The sequence below is a fragment of the Candidatus Tisiphia endosymbiont of Oplodontha viridula genome, assembly GCF_964264865.1.
Taxonomy (GTDB): domain Bacteria; phylum Pseudomonadota; class Alphaproteobacteria; order Rickettsiales; family Rickettsiaceae; genus Tisiphia.
Genome location: NZ_OZ183486.1, coordinates 766,236 through 783,641 on the forward strand (window position 1 = coordinate 766,236; position 17,406 = coordinate 783,641).

Here is a 17,406-nt window from a genome sequence, read left to right on the forward strand (position 1 = left end):
AGTACATTTCAACTTTTTTCATCATTCAATGGGTGATTTTAATTATTAAAAGCACCTATTGAATAGAATATTACATTTTAACAATCAGGTACTGAACCGCTTCAAACCTGATTGTTTCTACTTAACCCTTGAATTCGATATAATAAGTTATATCGAATTCAAGATATTTTACCAACTTGCTTTAATCAAACCAGGAACTAATCCCTTACTACCAAGATCTCTCAGCTTATTTCGTGATAGACCAAATTTACTATACACTCCTCTTGGACGTCCAGTAAGCTCACACCGATTTCGGACTCTATTCATAGCTGAGTTTCTAGGTAACTTAGCTAAAACCATCACTAGCGAAAATCTTTCTTCCAAAGATAAAGTTTTATCGTAAATCTTGTCCTTTAATTTAGCACGCTTGTTATATAAACTTTGTGCCATCTTTCTTCTTCTATTATTCTTTTTTATAGAACTTACTTTAGCCATCTATTTTTCTTCTAAAAATTAATTATAAAAAGGCAAATTAAAGCCAGAAAGTAATAATTTACCTTCTTCATTATTCATAGCACTTGTAACAATCGTGATATCCATACCACGAATTACATCTATCTTGTCGTAATTAATCTCTGGAAAAACAATCTGTTCTTTTATACCAAAAGTAAAATTACCTCTACCATCAAAACTTTTACTGGAGAAACCTCTAAATTCTTTAATACGCGGTAGAGCAACGATTACTAATCTCTCTAAAAAATCATACATTCTATCTTTGCGCAGAGTAACTTTACAACCAACTTTCATACCTTCACGAAGCTTAAAAGTAGCAATAGATTTTTTGGCCTCAGTCACTAAAGGCTTTTGTCCTGAAATTAGAGTTAGATCATTGACAGCATTATTAATTACCTTAGAATCTGCAACCGTTTCACCAACACCCATATTAACAACAATTTTTACAACCTTAGGCATTTGATGTTTATTCTTGTACGCAAACTCTTTCTGTAAGTTTGGTACAATCTCTTTAGTGTATAAATCTTTAAACCTGAGCAACATTACTTACCTTCCTTACTACTAATAATTTCACCAGACTTCTTAGCTACTCTTACTTTAGAACCATCTTCTAGAAATTTAAAAGCAACTTTTGTATGGTTACCTGTTTTAGGATCTATGTGAGCAACATTGGATATATGTATGGATAATTCCTTTGACACTATGCCACCTTCACTTGTTTTACTCGCCTTAACATGCTTGCGAACAATATTTATACCCGAAACAATAGCTCTATTTTGCTCAGGCAAAACCTTTAAGACCTTACCCTTTTTTCCCTTATTTTTTCCGGTGATAACAATAACTTCATCACCTTTTTTAATTTTTAGCTTAATCATTACAACACCTCTTCTGCAAGTGACATAATCTTAACGAATTTTTTTGCCCTTAATTCTCTAGTTACAGGACCGAAAACTCTTGTACCTATTGGTTCTCCTTGCTTATTTAAAAGTACTGCTGCATTAGAATCAAATTTAATTGTACTACCATCTGCCCTTCTAACACCCTTTTTTGTTCTAACAATTAGAGCCCTATGTACGTCACCTTTTTTTACTTTTCCGCTTGGTAAAGCTTCTTTTATAGATACCACAATGACATCCCCAAGATTTGCTATCATGTGATGTGAACCACCAAGCACTTTAATACACATAATTTTTTTAGCACCAGAGTTATCCGCAACATCTAAGATGCTCTGCATCTGAATCATAACTTACTTCCACTTGAGAATTTAATAACGCAACACAATAAACAATCTAAACAACAAAGTCAAAGGATAAAACTCACCATTCTGTAACAACTAAACCTATTATTAAAGAGATACCTCTACATCCCCTAACACTACCCAAGACTTAGTTTTAGATATAGGGCGACTTTCAACTATACTAACCTTATCACCATCCTTATAAGTATTTTCTGAATCATGAGCAGCATATTTTTTAGAAACTTTCACAATTTTTTTGTATATAGGATGCTTAAACCTACGCTCTACTTTAACTGTAATAGTCTTATCAGTTTTTGAACTTACAACAACACCCTGTAGCACTCTTTTCGGCATTTCCCTATTCTCCAGTTTTTGATCTTATAGTTAACTCTGTATTAATACGAGCTATTGTTTTTTTTACAAAAGAAAACCTGCTAGTATTTTGTAATTCACCTAATGTTCTCTGAAACCGTAGATTAAAAAACTCTTTTTTAAACAAAATTCTCTTTTTGTGAAGCTCTTCCGTAGTCTGCCCAACCAATTCCTTTGCTGATACCCCTAAATTATTCATAACGCCTCACTATCTTTGTTCTTACAGGCAATTTTGCACTAGCAAGCTCAAGTGCTTTCGTCGCTACATCATCTGTAACCCCTTCCACTTCAAACATAATTCTTCCAGGTGATACTCTCACTGCAAAAAATTCAGTAGAACCTTTTCCTTTACCCATTCTAACTTCCGCAGGCTTCTTTGACACAGGCAAATCAGGAAAAATTTTAATCCATAATCTCCCCTGCCTTTTCATACAACGAACTGCAGCCTTTCTTGCTGCCTCTATTTGTCTTGCGGTAACCCTTAAACCATCTAATGATTTCAAGCCAAAAGAACCGAAAGCTAGCATAGTACCAGCCTTTGCTTTTGAGGAAACTCTCCCCTTATGTGCTTTTCTAAATTTTTGTTTTTTTGGAGCTAACATTATTTTACTTCAAAATTAATTATGTTTCTTTCTACTTTCCACATGATCACCCCTATAGACCCAAACCTTTATACCTATAACTCCATAAGTTGTCATAGCTTCAGCAGTCGCATAGTCAATATCAGCTCTCAAAGTATGTAAAGGTACTCTACCTTCTCTATACCACTCTGTTCTCGCTATTTCAGCTCCAGCTAAACGTCCAGAACAAGCAACCTTTATACCTAACCCTCCTTGCTTAAAGCAGGCTTGGATAGCGGTTTTCATAGCTTTTCTAAAAGACACTCTTTTTTCAAGCTGCATAGCAATCGTTTGAGCAATAATGTTAGAGTCTATATTAGGCTTCTTTACTTCATGTATGTTAATATATATTTCTTCTAAACCCGTAATTTTTTGGACAGATTTTTTTAATTTATCAATGTCGTTACCACTTTTACCTATAATAACTCCAGGCTTTTTAGCAAAAATATTAATTATAACATTCTTATTAGAAGGCCTCTCTATTAATACTCTACTAACTTGTGCTTGCACATAGTTTTTATTAACTAGATTTCTAACCTCTAAATCTTGGATAAGAAGGACTTTATAGTGCTTCTTATCAGCATATAACACCGAGTCCCAACCTTTAATTAATGTCGGACCAACTCTAAAGCCATGCGGATTAACTTTTTGCCCCATATCTTATTTCCCCTCAACTTCAGTAACTGTAATATATAAATTACTAAAAAATTTATTAATCCTTGTTGCTCTTCCTTTAGCTCTTGGCATAATTCTTTTCATCACCAACGCCTTACCTACAGTTGCAGAAGTAATAAACAAAGTATCAATATCTAAACCTAAATTATTTTCAGCATTAGCAACAGCAGACTGCAAACATTTTTTTACATCTTGAGCAATTCTTCTAGGGGAAAAGGTAAGCTGAATTAGAGCCTCAGACACTTTCATATTCCTAATAGAAGTTGCAACCAAATTCAATTTCCTCGGACTCACTCTAAGAGACTTAGCAATTGCTGTAGTAGAGCCTTTATTCACCTTCACCATATCTATTTTCTCTTAACTTTTTTATCTGTGCCATGACCATGAAAAGTCCTAGTTGGAGAAAATTCACCTAATTTTTTACCAACCATTTCTTCACTTACAGTAACAGGTATAAATTTATTTCCATTATGTACAGCAAATGTTATTCCAACAAAAAATGGTAAAATTGTTGACCTTCTAGACCAAGTCTGGATCATTTCTGATTTACCAGATTCAATCAATTTTTGTACTTTTTTTATCAGATAACCATCTACAAAAGGTCCTTTCCAAACTGAACGAGCCATAATTACTACCTAATTACTTTCTTCTCTTAATAATAAATTTTGATGTAAGCTTATTCTTACGTGTTTTCTTACCCTTAGTTGGGAAACCCCATGGAGTCACTGGATGACGACCACCAGAAGTTTTTCCCTCTCCCCCCCCATGTGGGTGATCGACTGGATTCATTGCAACACCACGAACATGTGGTCTCCAACCTAGCCATCTATTTCTTCCGGCCTTACCTAAATTGGTATTTTTTTGATCAGGGTTTGAAACAACACCTATGGTAGCTTTACAATCTAACGGTATCAATCTAAATTCTCCAGATCGAAGCTTGATCTGTGCATAACCCGAATCCTTACCTACTAAATTAACAGAAGTACCAGCAGATCTTGCAATTTGACCACCTTTACCAACTTTCATTTCTACATTATGTAAAGTAGTACCAACAGGAATAGATTTCAAAGATAAACAATTTCCTACTTTTATGTCAGCTTCATCACTTGATACTATTCTATCTCCTATAATAAGCTTTTGTGGTGCTAAAATATAAGAATACTCACCATCATCGAATTTAATTAAAGCAATGAAGGAAGTTCTGTTAGGATCATATTCTATTCTTTCAACAGTAGCAAATACATCCTGTTTATTTCTTTTAAAATCAATTATACGATAAAGTCTTTTATGCCCTCCTCCTCTATGCCAAGCAGTGGTTCTACCCAAATTATTTCTACCACCAGTCTTAGATAAACCTTTAGTTAAAGCTTTATGAGGCTTACCCTTCCAAAGATCAGATTTATCAACCTGTACTAATTCTCTAAGGGATGGAGTAACTGGATTAAACGTTTTTAAAGCCATTTATTTAATACCCCCTGTAAAATCAATAGTATAATCTTTTTCTAACGTCACAATTGCTTTCTTTTTATCTGATTGTCTGCCGTTAATACCCTTAAATCTTTTTCTCTTACCTTTTACATTCATTATGTTAACTTTTTTAACCTTAACCTGAAAAATTTTTTCAACCGCCATCTTGATAGAAGCTTTCTCAGCACTACCAGCAACATGAAAAGTAAACTTATTTTGTTGCTCAGATAAAATATTGGTCTTCTCAGTGATCACAGGATTCCTAATAAGATCATAATGTTTATAAGACTTCACTTTAACCTCTTTTCTAAAGCATCTACAGCTTCTTGTGATAACAAAACATAATCATGGCGTATTATATCATAAACATTTGCACCAATTTGCGGTACTGAAATAGTATTTGGAATATTTTGTACTGCCAAAGAAAAATTGATATCAACCTCATCACCACTAACAATAAAATAACTTTTACCATGAAAATTATTTAATAATTTTATAAGATTAGAAGTTTTGGATTCATGTAATTTTAAAGAATCTACTATTAGCAGTTTTCCTTCAGCTAATTTTTCTGACAAAGCATGTTTTAAACCAAGTTTTCTAACTTTTTTTGGCAATTTTGTAGCATGACTCCTTGTTACTGGACCATGAGAAACTCCACCACCTCTCATTTGGACAGATCTTAAAGATCCTTGCCTTGCATTACCCGTACCTTTTTGCTTAAAAGGTTTCTTTGTAGTACCAGATACTTGCGACACTGTCTTTGTTTGATGTGTACCAGCCATAGCTTTAGCTCTCTGCCAATCAACAACAAGCTTGATAATATCTTCCCTAACAAAATCTACGGCAAAAACTTCGTTATCTAAATCAATCTCACCAACAGCTTCATTTTCAAGATTTAATAATTTGGCTTTCATATAGTTTATCCTATAGCTGTAATGGTTTTCTTAATAGCATCCTTAATGTAGACATAAGATCCTTTTGAACCGGGAATATTTCCACTAACTATGATTATGCTTTTTTCCATATCAGTATCGACTACTTTCAAATTTTGAATAGTAACTCTTGTACTTCCCATATGACCAGCCATTTTCTTATTCTTAAATACTTTACCAGGATCTTGTCTACCACCAGTAGAACCATGCGAACGGTGAGACACAGATACACCATGTGAAGCTTCAAGTCCTCTAAAATTATGCCTTTTCATACTACCAGCAAAACCTTTACCAATAGTAGTACCTACAACATCTATAAACTGACCAATAACAAAATGATCCACATGCAATGCAAAACCTACATCAAGGAAACAAGTTTTAGAAATTCTAAATTCCTTCAATTTTTCCTTTGGCGTAACTTGAGCATTAGCAAATACCTGCTTCATTGGTTTTGTTACTTTAGATAATTTTTTATCTTTTACCCCAATAACCAAAGCATTATAGCCATCCCTTTCTAGGGTCTTTTGTCCCACTACTTGGCAATCTTCAACTTGTAGAAAAGTAACGGTAGCTCTCTCACCCTTTTCATTAAAAATTGAACTCATACCAATTTTTTTAGCAATTAAACCGGTTCTCATTACTCAACACTCTCTAACTTAATCTCAACATCAACACCAGCAGGCAAATCAACTTTTTTTAAAGCATCAACAGTCTGAGGAGTTGGATAACTTATTATCAAAAGTCTTTTCTGAATTCTAATCTCAAATTGCTCCCTTGATTTTTTATTGACATGCGGAGACCTATTAACGGTAAATCTCTCAATTGTCCTTGGCAACGGAATTGGACCAATTATATCAGCACCGGTTCTTTTAACAGCCCCTACTATTTCTCTAGTACCTTGCTCAAGCGAGCGGTGATCAAACGACTTTAAACGAATTTTGATTTTTTGATTATTTTTCATTAACTAAACCTTTTTATAAACAGCTAGACCAGTCAAAGCACATTCTTTAATAGATTTACTCTAATTAAACATATTTTGCCTAACCCTAAAAAAATAGTCATCCTGAACTTTTTCAGGATGACTATTTCTTATTATTTTATAATCTTTGATACTACACCGGCTCCTACTGTCCTACCACCTTCACGTATAGCAAAACGTACGCCCTCTTCCATAGCTATTGGAGCGATCAATGCAATTTTCAGATTCGCATTATCACCAGGCATCACCATTGTTTTACCATCTTTCAAAGTGATTTCTCCAGTTACATCAGTCGTTCTAAAATAAAACTGTGGTCGATATTTATCTGTAAATGCTGTATGACGACCACCTTCTTTTGTGGTAAGTACATAAACTTCAGCTTCAAACTCAGTATGCGGAGTTATACTTCCAAGCTTAGCTAACACTTGACCTCTGCATACATCTTCCCTTTTAGTTCCACGCAGTAATATACCAACATTATCACCGGCTTCACCTTGATCTAATAGCTTCTTAAACATTTCCACACCAGTACAAGTAGTTTTTTGAGTATCTCTTATACCGACAATCTCTACCTCTTCACCAACTTTTACTATACCTTTTTCGATTCTACCAGTAACAACCGTACCTCTTCCAGAAATAGAAAATACATCTTCTATTGACATTAAGAAAGGTTTATCTGTATCTCTCTCAGGTTGAGGTATATATTCATCAATAGCATTCATCAACTCTTTAATCGCAGCTTCACCTTCAGGTTTTCCTTCTAGAGCCTGTAAAGCTGAACCTCTGATAACTGGTATATCATCTCCAGGAAAATCATACATTGATAAAAGTTCTCTGACTTCCATTTCTACTAAGTCAAGCAATTCTGGATCATCAACCATATCAACTTTATTCAAAAATACAACTATTGCAGGTACGCCAACTTGTTTAGCAAGCAATATATGTTCCCTTGTTTGAGGCATTGGACCATCAGCAGCAGATACTACCAATATAGCAGCATCCATTTGAGCTGCACCACTTATCATATTCTTTATATAATCTGCGTGACCAGGACAATCAATGTGAGCATAATGCCTTTTTTTAGTTCTATATTCAACGTGAGCAGTAGCAATAGTTATACCCCTTTCCCTCTCTTCAGGAGCTTTATCAATGTCATCATAATTAGTAGCCTGTGCTCCACCTTCTTTTGATAACACTAAAGTTATTGCAGCTGTTAAAGAAGTCTTACCATGATCTACGTGTCCTATAGTACCTATATTACAATGGGGTAGATCCCTTTCAAATTTTACCTTTGCCATAATTCATTCTCCACAATTTAAGATTTAATACAATTTAACATAAAAATACAAATTTATCCAATTTCCAATTATCACCAATACTCTTGGAGCGGGTGATGGGAATCGAACCCACGTGACCAGCTTGGAAGGCTGGAGCTCTACCATTGAGCTACACCCGCGTATCTACCTAACCAACTTGTGGTGGAGGAAGAAGGATTCGAACCTTCGTACGCTCACGCGGGCAGATTTACAGTCTGCTGCCATTGACCACTCGGCCATTCCTCCAAAGAATTTACGCAAGTATTAAATGGTCTAATTAAACGTAAAGCATATATATAACTTAGTATAAGTACCAACAAATCTTCTTTGCTCTTTTCCAAGGACATTTGAACTTCGGGCTACAAGCCTTTATAAATAAGGATATAACCCTTAAACAACATCAGTATCATTCCTGCGTAATCGCATGGGTGTTAACTTAAGAAGCCTCTATATCCTTCCCGCGGCAGCAATCCAAAAAACAGCCTAAAGGCTGTTAGGTATCATGGATTCGCCTACGCGGGAAGGACATCTTTTTTGTTATAAAGCTGAAACTCAAATGACCCCGGCTCTTTCTCTTGAACTATCCTAAATAAGCTAATATTAAACTTACATTACTTCAGAACGTTTATCAGTTGTAACTTTCTATAATAAATAGTAGTTTGTGTCAAGAATAAATTACTCTAGGTTCTAATAAGATGAGAAATAAAGCTAAAATTTCTAAAGATTTGCACTATATATACGGCAAACATCCAGTATTTGCAGCATTAAGCAACCCCAAACGTTATATTCAAAATGTTTTATGTACAGAAGATATTTTCAATTTGCACAAAAATTTAATCTCTAACCACCCGTATGAGATTACCAACATAGATTACTTAACCCGTCTTTTTGGTTCAAATCATAATCATCAGGGAATAGCCGCTAACGTTAAAAGTATCTTCTCTAATCGTATTGAAGATATTGACATAACTATTCCTAATTGTAAAGTTGCTATTTTGGATCAAATAACCGATCCACAAAATATTGGTGCTATTATTCGTAGTGCAGCTTCTTTTGACATCACGACCATAATATTACCTCTAGATAATGCACCTGATGAAAATGCTACCATAGCAAAAACAGCTTCTGGAGCTTTAGAGCTAGTACAAATGGTTAAAGTCACTAATTTAAGGTGGTCAATAGAATATCTAAAAAAACATGGGTTTTGGATTATTGGTCTTGATGGCAATGCAAAACAATCTTTAAGTACAAAAATATTTTCAGATAAAATGGCAATAGTACTTGGTTCTGAAGATAAAGGAATCAGACGTCTAGTTAAAGAAGCATGTGATCACTTAGTTAAAATACCCATTTCAAGTAAAGTAGAAAGCTTAAATGTCTCAAATGCTGCTGCAATAGCGTTTTATTTGATTTCATTAGAGGCAAAATAAATAAAGCTTAATTATATAACATGAATTTTTAGCAAAATTATACTAGAAAATTAAGTAATTTTGTATATAATGACCAACCATAATCCGTTTTAAACGGATTAGAAATTTAATGATGAGTAGGAATTATATGCCAAATTTAGAATATGACAATAACCAAATATTAAAATTATTAGAAAAAGCTAAAAACAGCATAGGAACTAGCACCTTAACTATTGACAACAATATATTGAGAGCCATTGGTTTTAAAGGAATCCAGTATATTTTACAAAATAAAGTGCAATTTTCAGGAATGCTTGATAACGTCGATTCTATTAAGATTGACTATCTTAATAAAGATGATTTTGATAACTTTGAAGAGTTTATTTTATCAACCCCTCCGCTACAATATATACAAATAGATTGCCATAATTGCCATGATAATCACATTACATCTTTAAGCATAACATCTAGAGTAGAAATTAAATTTAGTGCAAACGATACTTTAATTAAAAATTTTTATAGCCAAGTTAAGGACTGTGATGCTAATAATCTAAGCAATGATGACTTAGCTAAGTTTGTAAAGAATGCTTGTAATACCTGTAATGAAGCGAAATCTACAAATGACAAATCAATGCAGTATCTTCATGCTTTAAAAATACTCATGAATTTTGATTTTACTGCAATTGATCAACGATCATTCTAATCTTAAAGATAAATTAAAATCTATATATGAATCACAAGAGGTAAAATCAGAAATTTACCATTTACAACAAGAAGATCTTCATTTCTATATGGTGAAAGTTACAGAAAAAAATTGTGATATGTGGAACGAATATGCTGTGAATCAGAGGCAAAATAGCAAAAACTATTATACTACACATACAGGTATACAAAAGGCAGACATTGGTATTACAGGATTTTTGCCTAGTTTACGTTATCATGACCAGTATCTTACAGAAACATATGTTGCTTTTGTTGCAAATAAAATTTGGCAAGATCACAATAAAATTGACCAAGAATCAATTGAAATGTTTGTGAGTATGATGACATCTAAAAATGCTCATTTTACTGGACATGTAGGGATTGCAAGAGCCGCTTCTTATAACGGGGAATTTCATAAAAATCTATCAACAAATTTGCATAGTTTTATTGCTAAAGCTACATTGGAGCATCATCTAGATAAAGAGTATATGATAACTGTTCCAGCCTCACATATGAGAACAATATTAATTAAATCATTTGAAGATAATAGTAAGATTTTTATAGGAGATAATAATATACAATATAGCGAAGAGCCTTTAGAATCATTGATAAACACCCATGAAGCAATGGTTATTGCTGGATATAATAAAAGTAATCGTATGAGCCTTGAGTACAATCTACATTTACTATCAATTCATTTACTAAAGCAACAAGCATTATTGGAACAAGAAAACACCAAGATGCCTTTAGAAGTTAAAGAAGGTAATGGTTATAAAAAATATGAGTCATTTAAACTTTCAGCACAAAATGGTATTATATTAAATGACTTAACTGCCAAGGATATGGAAGGGGAATACGCATGGTTTTTTAAAAGCCCATACCTTTTTCACAACTCTTCTACCCAAGAACCAACAATAACATGCGACCTCAAAACTCTCGCAGATTTTTTACCGGCATCTACAGAGCTGGAATATCAATCATCTGTAGAACTTATTGGTGATACAGCATGTTGATTACCCTGTATACTCGATAATCAAGTTTTTTAGAATTATTAAAAAATATGTCTATTAGCAAGAAGCCGCGAAAAAGCGGCGACGCGGCAATCTAGGATACGCCTAGAAAAAACAGCTTCGCTGTTTACTTCTCATCTTCGAGATAAATATGAGCAGAAATTATGCTATAGAACGTGAGTATTATGCGACGAGTGGAGTGTAGAATTAAATTCTCGTTACTGACTACATTTTTTCACCTGTGGAATTTTATAATAAAGAAATACTGATAAAAGTGTACTTTAATGACAAGAGTTTTTATTTGAAACAAAACAATGGTAATACACATAAGAAGCATTATGTTGACTAATTTTTAGTATGTCAAGTAGAAAAGTGATGTTTACATGACTACAAACTTCATGCCAAAACCACTGCGAACCTGATTCTTTAGACGTTTCAAGCACTTTTTCGTCTCGAAGATGAGTTACTTGGATCGCCACGGCATCTAAAGAGCCTTGCTATGACGATTATAGAAAAATGTAGGGTACTATGCATCCCAGCCTTCGCTGTCACCCATAACTGTTGAAATTCATCAAGTATATATATTGGGAAATATTTATTTTGCTAGGCTTGGTGAATACAAAAGAATACTTAAAGAAAAAGCTGTTTTTAAAATTTGATAAACAATCAGTTAAAGGTAGTGACAGCGAAAGTCGGACTTGAGCAAATATTACAAAAGTAATAACATGCTATAATTAAGTCTTTAAAGGAGGTAATCCAGCCGCAGGTTCCCCTACGGCTACCTTGTTACGACTTCACCCCAGTCGCTAATTTTACCGTGGTTGGCTGCCTCTTACGTTAGCTCACCACCTTCAGGTAAAACCAACTCCCATGGCGTGACGGGCAGTGTGTACAAGGCCCGAGAACGTATTCACCGCGGCATGCTGATCCGCGATTACTAGCGATTCCAACTTCATGCTCTCGAGTTGCAGAGAGCAATCCGAACTGAGATATCTTTTAGGGATTTGCTCCACGTCACCGTCTTGCTTCCCTCTGTAGATACCATTGTAGCACGCGTGTAGCCCAACCCGTAAGGGCCATGATGACTTGACATCGTCCCCACCTTCCTCCGGCTTATCACCGGCAGTTTCCTTATAGTTCCCGGCATTACCCGCTGGCAAATAAGAATGAGGGTTGCGCTCGTTGCGGGACTTAACCCAACATCTCACGACACGAGCTGACGACAGCCATGCAACACCTGTGTGTGGTCCAGCCGAACTGAAGGGATACATCTCTGCTTCCCGCGACCACCATGTCAAGGGTTGGTAAGGTTTTTCGCGTAACATCGAATTAAACCGCATGCTCCACCGCTTGTGCGAGCCCCCGTCAATTCCTTTGAGTTTTAATCTTGCGACCGTACTCCCCAGGCGGAGTGCTTAATGCGTTAGCTACGAAACCGAAAGAAATTCTCCCGATATCTAGCACTCATCGTTTACGGCGTGGACTACCAGGGTATCTAATCCTGTTTGCTCCCCACGCTTTCGTGCATCAGCGTCAGTTGTAGCCTAGATGACCGCCTTCGCCACCGGTGTTCCTCCTAATATCTAAGAATTTCACCTCTACACTAGGAATTCCATCATCCCCTACTACACTCTAGATTAGTAGTTTTGAAAGCAGTTCCGAGGTTAAGCCTCGGGCTTTCACTTCCAACTTACTAAACCGCCTACGCACTCTTTACGCCCAGTAATTCCGAACAACGCTAGCCCCCTCCGTCTTACCGCGGCTGCTGGCACGGAGTTAGCCGGGGCTTTCTTGGTCAGGTACCGTCATTATCTTCCCTGCTGAAAAGGGCTTTACAACCCTAAGGCCTTCGTCACCCACTCGGTATTGCTGGATCAGGCTTTCGCCCATTGTCCAATATTCCCCACTGCTGCCTCCCGTAGGAGTCTGGGCCGTGTCTCAGTCCCAGTGTGGCTGATCATCCTCTCAGACCAGCTACAGATCGTTGGCTTGGTAGGCCATTACCCTACCAACTACCTAATCTGACGCGGGCTCATCCATCAGCGATAAATCTTTCCTCCGAAGAGAATATACGGTATTAGCATTTATTTCTAAGTGTTATTCCGTACTGATGGGTAGATTCCCACGTGTTACTCACCCGTTTGCTACTAACTAATTCAGAGCAAACCCTAAATTAATCCGTTCAACTTGCATGTGTTAAGCATACCGAAAGCGTTCGTTCTGAGCCAGGATCAAACTCTCAAGTTTGATTCTGTCTACTTTTTATTCAAAAAATTGACAGGTTTAATTTATCACTTTTAGTGATAAGTACATTTTGCTGTCACTACCTATATCTGATTATTTACTTTTAAAAACAGCTACGAATAATTAATGTTCGTCTTTTCGTAGGAGTAGTTATATGCAAAATCTACCATCCTGTCAACTGGTATTTTGAACTTTTTTTATAATTTCCTTATTCATTTTATCTACGACCCATGGCATACTCTACTAACAAATTTTTAATAGGCTGTATATTATCAATAGTTTTAAGCCCCAAACGTCTTAGATACCACAAGGTTTTTGAATGGTTTGAGAAAATACTATTTAAGCTTTCAGTAATCATATACATATGAAAATTATCATTTTGTCTTAATTTTTGATATCGTTCTAGCATTCCTGTACTTATACCACTACTAGCCACTAATTGAGTTAAAGTTTCAATATCCTTTATTCCTTGATTCAAAGCCTGACCAGCTAAAGGATGAATTGTATGGGCACTATCTGCCACAACTGCTATTTTATTATAAAAATATTTACTAGCTATACGAGCCTTTAAAGGAAAAGAGCTAATAGTACTATCTAAAGCAATAGACCCTAAAGAATTCCCACAATTTTTACTTGCTAAATACTCAAATTCTTCCTTTGGTAAGCTCATCAATAATGCAGCCTGCTCTTGCCCTGTAGTCCATATTATAGATGAGGCCTTTTGGTCCTTGAGAGGTAAAATAGCAAAAGGACCAGATGGCATAAAATGTTCAATAGCACAATTTTCGTGATCTTTCTCATGCTTAATATCAAATGTCAAGGCGATTTGGTTATAGGTTCTCTCTATTTTATTAAAAAAATAATATTGACGAACTTTAGAATTACGTCCATCACAAACAATCAATAAGTCACTATTCATAGTCTTATTGTCATCTAGATATATGGTTGAATGATCAGGTTTACTATCAACTTTTTTATAATCACACTGATCAATTACCTTAATCAGAGGGTTTTTTCTAACATTTGCTAGCAATATTTTCTTAAATTCACTATTTTTTACTATATAACCTAATGCATCATTTCCCTTAATATTTGACATACATAGCATCTCTGGTGCTTTATTATCAACAACATAGACGTCCAACATTTTGCTAGCTATCTTCTCAATCTCAAACCATACATTAAGGCCTCTTAGAAACTGTACAGAAGCAGGGGTTAAGGCGGTCGTTCTGATATCAGTACAAAAATTATCAGAATTTATCGATTGATACTCAAGGATGGTAGTCTTAATATCCTCTTTCGCAAACGATAATGCCGTAAGCATACCACTGAAACCACAACCCAATATTACTATTTCTTTTTCCATCACATCACATTATTAGATTGATTGATAAAATACTTTAAATATGCTCCACTTGCTATAAAACTTAAGAGAAAGTAAATTATAGCAATGTCTAGATAACAATTATTCATTTTAAATGAACCAAGAAAACAAATGAATAAGGTTATTATACTAGTTAAACTATTTAGCACTAAGAGTTTGACAAAAATATTTACATTTTTAATTAATAAATAGATCATTAAACCAATGAACAAAATATTGATAACTAAATAAAAATTTATCATGATACAAAATTAATTTAAACTGATTAGTTGATTATTTATCCATTCTAACATAAAATCCCGGTATCGTTAAACCCCAATTCGTGATAAGAATTAGTTAATTCTTATCACGAATTGGCTTTAATATAAGGAAAAATGCATTCTTAAAGCGGCTAACGCGAATGCATTTTAAACCTTTCTAGAGCTAAAAACATGATTTTAATTTTTTAAAATCATGTTTTTAGCAAAATATTAATTTAACAATCAGATGCAGAGCCGTCTCAAATCTGATTGTTTCGATAATTTCACCGAATTTGGGATAAGAATTGACAAATTCTTATCCCAAATTCGCGTGTTAAGAGTTTGACTATTTTTTATTTATAAAAATTTTATTTTATGCACAACACTGATATTATAATAATTGGTGCAGGTCCAGTTGGTCTATTTGCTATTTTTCAAGCTGGGATGCTTGGTATGCGTTGCCATGTTATTGACTCCCAAGAGATAATAGGAGGCCAATGCAGCCAACTTTACCCGGAAAAACCTATATATGACATACCAGCATATCCTAAAATTATGGCAGAAGAGTTGATAGCACAATTGGCATTGCAAGTACAACCGTTTGATCCGGTTTATCATCTAAATCAGCAAGTAGTACAGTTGAAAAAAGAAGAGGGGCAATTCCAAATTACCACTTCTAAAGACATCATAATTACTGCTAAAGTTATTATTATAGCTGCTGGATGCGGTTCTTTTGGACCTAATAGACCTCCATTACCTAATATAGAAGCATTTGAGGGAAAATCAGTATTTTATTTTATCAATAACCGCAATAGTTTTGCCAACAAAGAAATTGTAATAGCTGGTGGAGGGGATTCGGCTGTAGACTGGGCAATATCACTCTCTGAAATTGCTAAAAAAATATATTTAGTGCATAGGCGTGAGAAATTTCGGGCGGCGAATGAAAGTATAAGGCAACTCAAAGAACTAGCAAATAGTGGTAAAATTGAGTTGGTAATTAATTATCAACTGAACCATTTAGTAGGAAAAGACGGCAAACTAGAAGCAGTCAACGTCAAAGATTTTGAGGGAAATATTTGTACTTTACCCGCGAATATTTTATTACCATTCTTCGGACTTGCCCAAGAATTGGGTCCCATAAAAAATTGGGGATTAAATCTCAAAACTAATCATATAGTTGTAGAACCTTCATATTTCGAAACAAATATTTCGGGCATTTATGCAATTGGCGATATTGCTAGTTATCCGGCAAAATTAAAATTAATTCTTACTGGTTTTGCCGAAGCAGCTAGCAGCTTACATCACGCCTATGGCAGGGTATTTGAGGGTAAGGCCTTACACTTCGAATATTCAACTACCAAAGGAGTGCATAAATAGTGAATGAACGTAGTAATATAATCAATGGTAAATATGTTGCAGAACAAATATTATCTAAGTTAAGGGCAGAGATTAATTTAATCAAGGAACAACACAAGTTAGTACCAACCCTTGCTATTATACTAGTGGGTGATAACCCAGCTAGTAGTATATATGTAAGAAATAAGATCAAAGCAGCAGGAGCAATTGGTATGAACGCCTTGCAAATAAATTTGCCCAATGAAATTGATATTGACCATATGCTGCATGAAATCAGTATGCTCAACAATGATTCAAATATTTCTGGAATTATCGTACAACTTCCTCTACCTGAACATATCAATAAAAATTTAATCTTATCTGCCATCAATCCTAGCAAAGATGTCGATGGTTTCCATCCTATAAATGTTGGTTATCTACATAGTAACTCAGGCAATGGCTTTATACCTTGCACGGCTCTTGGTTGCATTGATTTACTTAAACAAGTTGAACCAAATTTAGCTGGAAAAAATGCTGTAGTTATAGGGCGTTCTAATATTGTAGGTAAACCATTATCAGCTTTATTACTTAGAGAAGATTGTACTGTGACTATATGCCATTCAAGAACTCAAAATTTAAGTTCTATAACTTCCCGTACTGATATAGTAATATCTGCTATTGGATCTCCTTTAACACTAACAAAAGAATATTTCAGTCCTAACTCTATAGTTATTGATGTTGGTATTAGTAAACTTCCTAATAGCGACAAGATGGTAGGAGACATTGATTTTACCAATGTTGTTGATAAAGTGAGATATATAACCCCAGTTCCAGGCGGTGTTGGACCAATGACTGTCGCTTATTTGTTAAAGAATACACTTAAAGCAGCGAAACAAAATATAACACATATTAACTCCAATTCGTGATAAGAATTAGTCAATTCTTATCACGAATTGGCTTTAATATAAGGAAAGATGCATTCTTAAAGCGGCT

At 34.9% G+C, this 17,406-nt stretch carries 24 protein-coding genes, 2 tRNA genes and 1 rRNA gene; 5 read left to right on the forward strand and 22 right to left on the reverse strand.

Going from position 1 to position 17,406, the window contains the following annotated elements:
- Positions 1-168: 168 nt before the first annotated feature.
- From rpsN to ACFEL1_RS03735, 18 genes are all read right to left on the reverse strand, one after another.
- Positions 169-474 (reverse strand): 30S ribosomal protein S14, encoded by a 306-nt coding sequence (rpsN, locus tag ACFEL1_RS03650; protein ID WP_341748185.1) that lies wholly within the window; start codon positions 472-474, stop codon positions 169-171.
- 18 nt (positions 475-492) lie between these two features.
- A complete protein-coding gene (rplE, locus tag ACFEL1_RS03655; RefSeq protein WP_375331539.1) occupies positions 493-1,032 on the reverse strand; it encodes a 50S ribosomal protein L5 in 540 nt (179 codons plus the stop codon).
- A gap of 2 nt (positions 1,033-1,034) precedes the next feature.
- Positions 1,035-1,367: a 50S ribosomal protein L24 gene (gene rplX, locus ACFEL1_RS03660; RefSeq protein WP_341754669.1), complete on the reverse strand. Its 333-nt coding sequence runs from the start codon at positions 1,365-1,367 to the stop codon at positions 1,035-1,037.
- Positions 1,367-1,735 (reverse strand): 50S ribosomal protein L14, encoded by a 369-nt coding sequence (gene rplN, locus ACFEL1_RS03665; RefSeq protein WP_341748182.1) that lies wholly within the window; start codon positions 1,733-1,735, stop codon positions 1,367-1,369. Before rplN ends, rplX begins: the two co-directional genes overlap by 1 nt.
- Before the next feature lie 102 nt (positions 1,736-1,837).
- Complete coding sequence (gene rpsQ, locus ACFEL1_RS03670) at positions 1,838-2,083, reverse strand: 30S ribosomal protein S17 (RefSeq protein WP_341761530.1); 246 nt, start codon at positions 2,081-2,083, stop codon at positions 1,838-1,840.
- Positions 2,084-2,087: 4 nt separating this feature from the next.
- Positions 2,088-2,300 carry a 50S ribosomal protein L29 gene (gene rpmC, locus ACFEL1_RS03675; RefSeq protein ID WP_341761531.1) on the reverse strand — a complete coding sequence of 71 codons (213 nt, stop codon included), beginning with the start codon at positions 2,298-2,300 and terminating at the stop codon, positions 2,088-2,090.
- Entirely contained in the window at positions 2,293-2,703 is a 411-nt protein-coding gene (gene rplP / locus ACFEL1_RS03680; RefSeq protein ID WP_341761532.1) for a 50S ribosomal protein L16, read from the reverse strand. The genes rpmC and rplP overlap by 8 nt, the downstream gene beginning before the upstream one ends.
- 15 nt (positions 2,704-2,718) lie before the next feature.
- Positions 2,719-3,378, reverse strand: a complete 660-nt coding sequence (gene rpsC / locus ACFEL1_RS03685) for a 30S ribosomal protein S3 (RefSeq protein WP_341762587.1) — start codon at positions 3,376-3,378, stop codon at positions 2,719-2,721.
- A 3-nt stretch (positions 3,379-3,381) separates the two neighbouring features.
- Positions 3,382-3,741 (reverse strand): 50S ribosomal protein L22, encoded by a 360-nt coding sequence (rplV, locus tag ACFEL1_RS03690; RefSeq protein WP_375331463.1) that lies wholly within the window; start codon positions 3,739-3,741, stop codon positions 3,382-3,384.
- A 2-nt stretch (positions 3,742-3,743) separates the two neighbouring features.
- A complete protein-coding gene (rpsS, locus tag ACFEL1_RS03695) occupies positions 3,744-4,022 on the reverse strand; it encodes a 30S ribosomal protein S19 (protein WP_341748176.1) in 279 nt (92 codons plus the stop codon).
- Positions 4,023-4,035: 13 nt separating this feature from the next.
- Positions 4,036-4,857 carry a 50S ribosomal protein L2 gene (gene rplB / locus ACFEL1_RS03700; RefSeq protein WP_341762588.1) on the reverse strand — a complete coding sequence of 274 codons (822 nt, stop codon included), beginning with the start codon at positions 4,855-4,857 and terminating at the stop codon, positions 4,036-4,038.
- Positions 4,858-5,157: a 50S ribosomal protein L23 gene (rplW, locus tag ACFEL1_RS03705; protein ID WP_375331464.1), complete on the reverse strand. Its 300-nt coding sequence runs from the start codon at positions 5,155-5,157 to the stop codon at positions 4,858-4,860.
- The gene (rplD, locus tag ACFEL1_RS03710; RefSeq protein ID WP_341748173.1) at positions 5,154-5,777 is read right to left on the reverse strand and encodes a 50S ribosomal protein L4; all 624 of its coding nucleotides are present in this window, start codon (positions 5,775-5,777) and stop codon (positions 5,154-5,156) included. Before rplD ends, rplW begins: the two co-directional genes overlap by 4 nt.
- Positions 5,778-5,782: 5 nt before the next feature.
- Entirely contained in the window at positions 5,783-6,433 is a 651-nt protein-coding gene (rplC, locus tag ACFEL1_RS03715; protein ID WP_341761536.1) for a 50S ribosomal protein L3, read from the reverse strand.
- On the reverse strand, positions 6,433-6,756 hold the full coding sequence (gene rpsJ, locus ACFEL1_RS03720) for a 30S ribosomal protein S10 (RefSeq protein ID WP_341748171.1): 324 nt from the start codon (positions 6,754-6,756) through the stop codon (positions 6,433-6,435). The genes rplC and rpsJ overlap by 1 nt, the downstream gene beginning before the upstream one ends.
- A 131-nt stretch (positions 6,757-6,887) precedes the next feature.
- The gene (tuf, locus tag ACFEL1_RS03725) at positions 6,888-8,072 is read right to left on the reverse strand and encodes an elongation factor Tu (protein ID WP_375331465.1); all 1,185 of its coding nucleotides are present in this window, start codon (positions 8,070-8,072) and stop codon (positions 6,888-6,890) included.
- 84 nt (positions 8,073-8,156) lie between these two features.
- A tRNA-Gly gene (locus tag ACFEL1_RS03730) sits at positions 8,157-8,230 on the reverse strand.
- A gap of 20 nt (positions 8,231-8,250) precedes the next feature.
- Positions 8,251-8,336, reverse strand: a tRNA-Tyr gene (locus ACFEL1_RS03735).
- Between the two features lie 449 nt (positions 8,337-8,785).
- On the opposite strand from ACFEL1_RS03735, the gene rlmB reads away from it, so the two are divergent.
- The 3 genes from rlmB (at position 8,786) to ACFEL1_RS03750 (ending at position 11,214) form a co-directional block, all read left to right on the forward strand.
- A complete protein-coding gene (gene rlmB, locus ACFEL1_RS03740) occupies positions 8,786-9,520 on the forward strand; it encodes a 23S rRNA (guanosine(2251)-2'-O)-methyltransferase RlmB (RefSeq protein ID WP_341762591.1) in 735 nt (244 codons plus the stop codon).
- Positions 9,521-9,647: 127 nt separating this feature from the next.
- The gene (locus ACFEL1_RS03745) at positions 9,648-10,202 is read left to right on the forward strand and encodes a hypothetical protein (RefSeq protein WP_342278251.1); all 555 of its coding nucleotides are present in this window, start codon (positions 9,648-9,650) and stop codon (positions 10,200-10,202) included.
- Positions 10,168-11,214, forward strand: a complete 1,047-nt coding sequence (locus ACFEL1_RS03750; protein WP_375331466.1) for a hypothetical protein — start codon at positions 10,168-10,170, stop codon at positions 11,212-11,214. The genes ACFEL1_RS03745 and ACFEL1_RS03750 overlap by 35 nt, the downstream gene beginning before the upstream one ends.
- 278 nt (positions 11,215-11,492) lie before the next feature.
- On the opposite strand, the gene ACFEL1_RS03755 is transcribed toward ACFEL1_RS03750, so the two are convergent.
- The 4 genes from ACFEL1_RS03755 to ACFEL1_RS03770 form a co-directional block, all read right to left on the reverse strand.
- The gene (locus tag ACFEL1_RS03755; RefSeq protein WP_341761540.1) at positions 11,493-11,654 is read right to left on the reverse strand and encodes a hypothetical protein; all 162 of its coding nucleotides are present in this window, start codon (positions 11,652-11,654) and stop codon (positions 11,493-11,495) included.
- 301 nt (positions 11,655-11,955) lie between these two features.
- Positions 11,956-13,458: ribosomal RNA gene (locus ACFEL1_RS03760) — 16S ribosomal RNA — on the reverse strand.
- Between the two features lie 214 nt (positions 13,459-13,672).
- On the reverse strand, positions 13,673-14,821 hold the full coding sequence (locus tag ACFEL1_RS03765; RefSeq protein ID WP_342278248.1) for an FAD-dependent monooxygenase: 1,149 nt from the start codon (positions 14,819-14,821) through the stop codon (positions 13,673-13,675).
- Positions 14,821-15,081, reverse strand: a complete 261-nt coding sequence (locus tag ACFEL1_RS03770) for a monovalent cation/H+ antiporter complex subunit F (RefSeq protein ID WP_341762595.1) — start codon at positions 15,079-15,081, stop codon at positions 14,821-14,823. Before ACFEL1_RS03770 ends, ACFEL1_RS03765 begins: the two co-directional genes overlap by 1 nt.
- A gap of 372 nt (positions 15,082-15,453) precedes the next feature.
- On the opposite strand from ACFEL1_RS03770, the gene ACFEL1_RS03775 reads away from it, so the two are divergent.
- Together ACFEL1_RS03775 and ACFEL1_RS03780 are read left to right on the forward strand one after the other, a co-directional pair.
- A complete protein-coding gene (locus tag ACFEL1_RS03775; protein ID WP_375331467.1) occupies positions 15,454-16,455 on the forward strand; it encodes an NAD(P)/FAD-dependent oxidoreductase in 1,002 nt (333 codons plus the stop codon).
- Complete coding sequence (locus ACFEL1_RS03780; RefSeq protein WP_342278246.1) at positions 16,455-17,339, forward strand: bifunctional 5,10-methylenetetrahydrofolate dehydrogenase/5,10-methenyltetrahydrofolate cyclohydrolase; 885 nt, start codon at positions 16,455-16,457, stop codon at positions 17,337-17,339. Before ACFEL1_RS03775 ends, ACFEL1_RS03780 begins: the two co-directional genes overlap by 1 nt.
- Positions 17,340-17,406 lie beyond the last annotated feature (67 nt).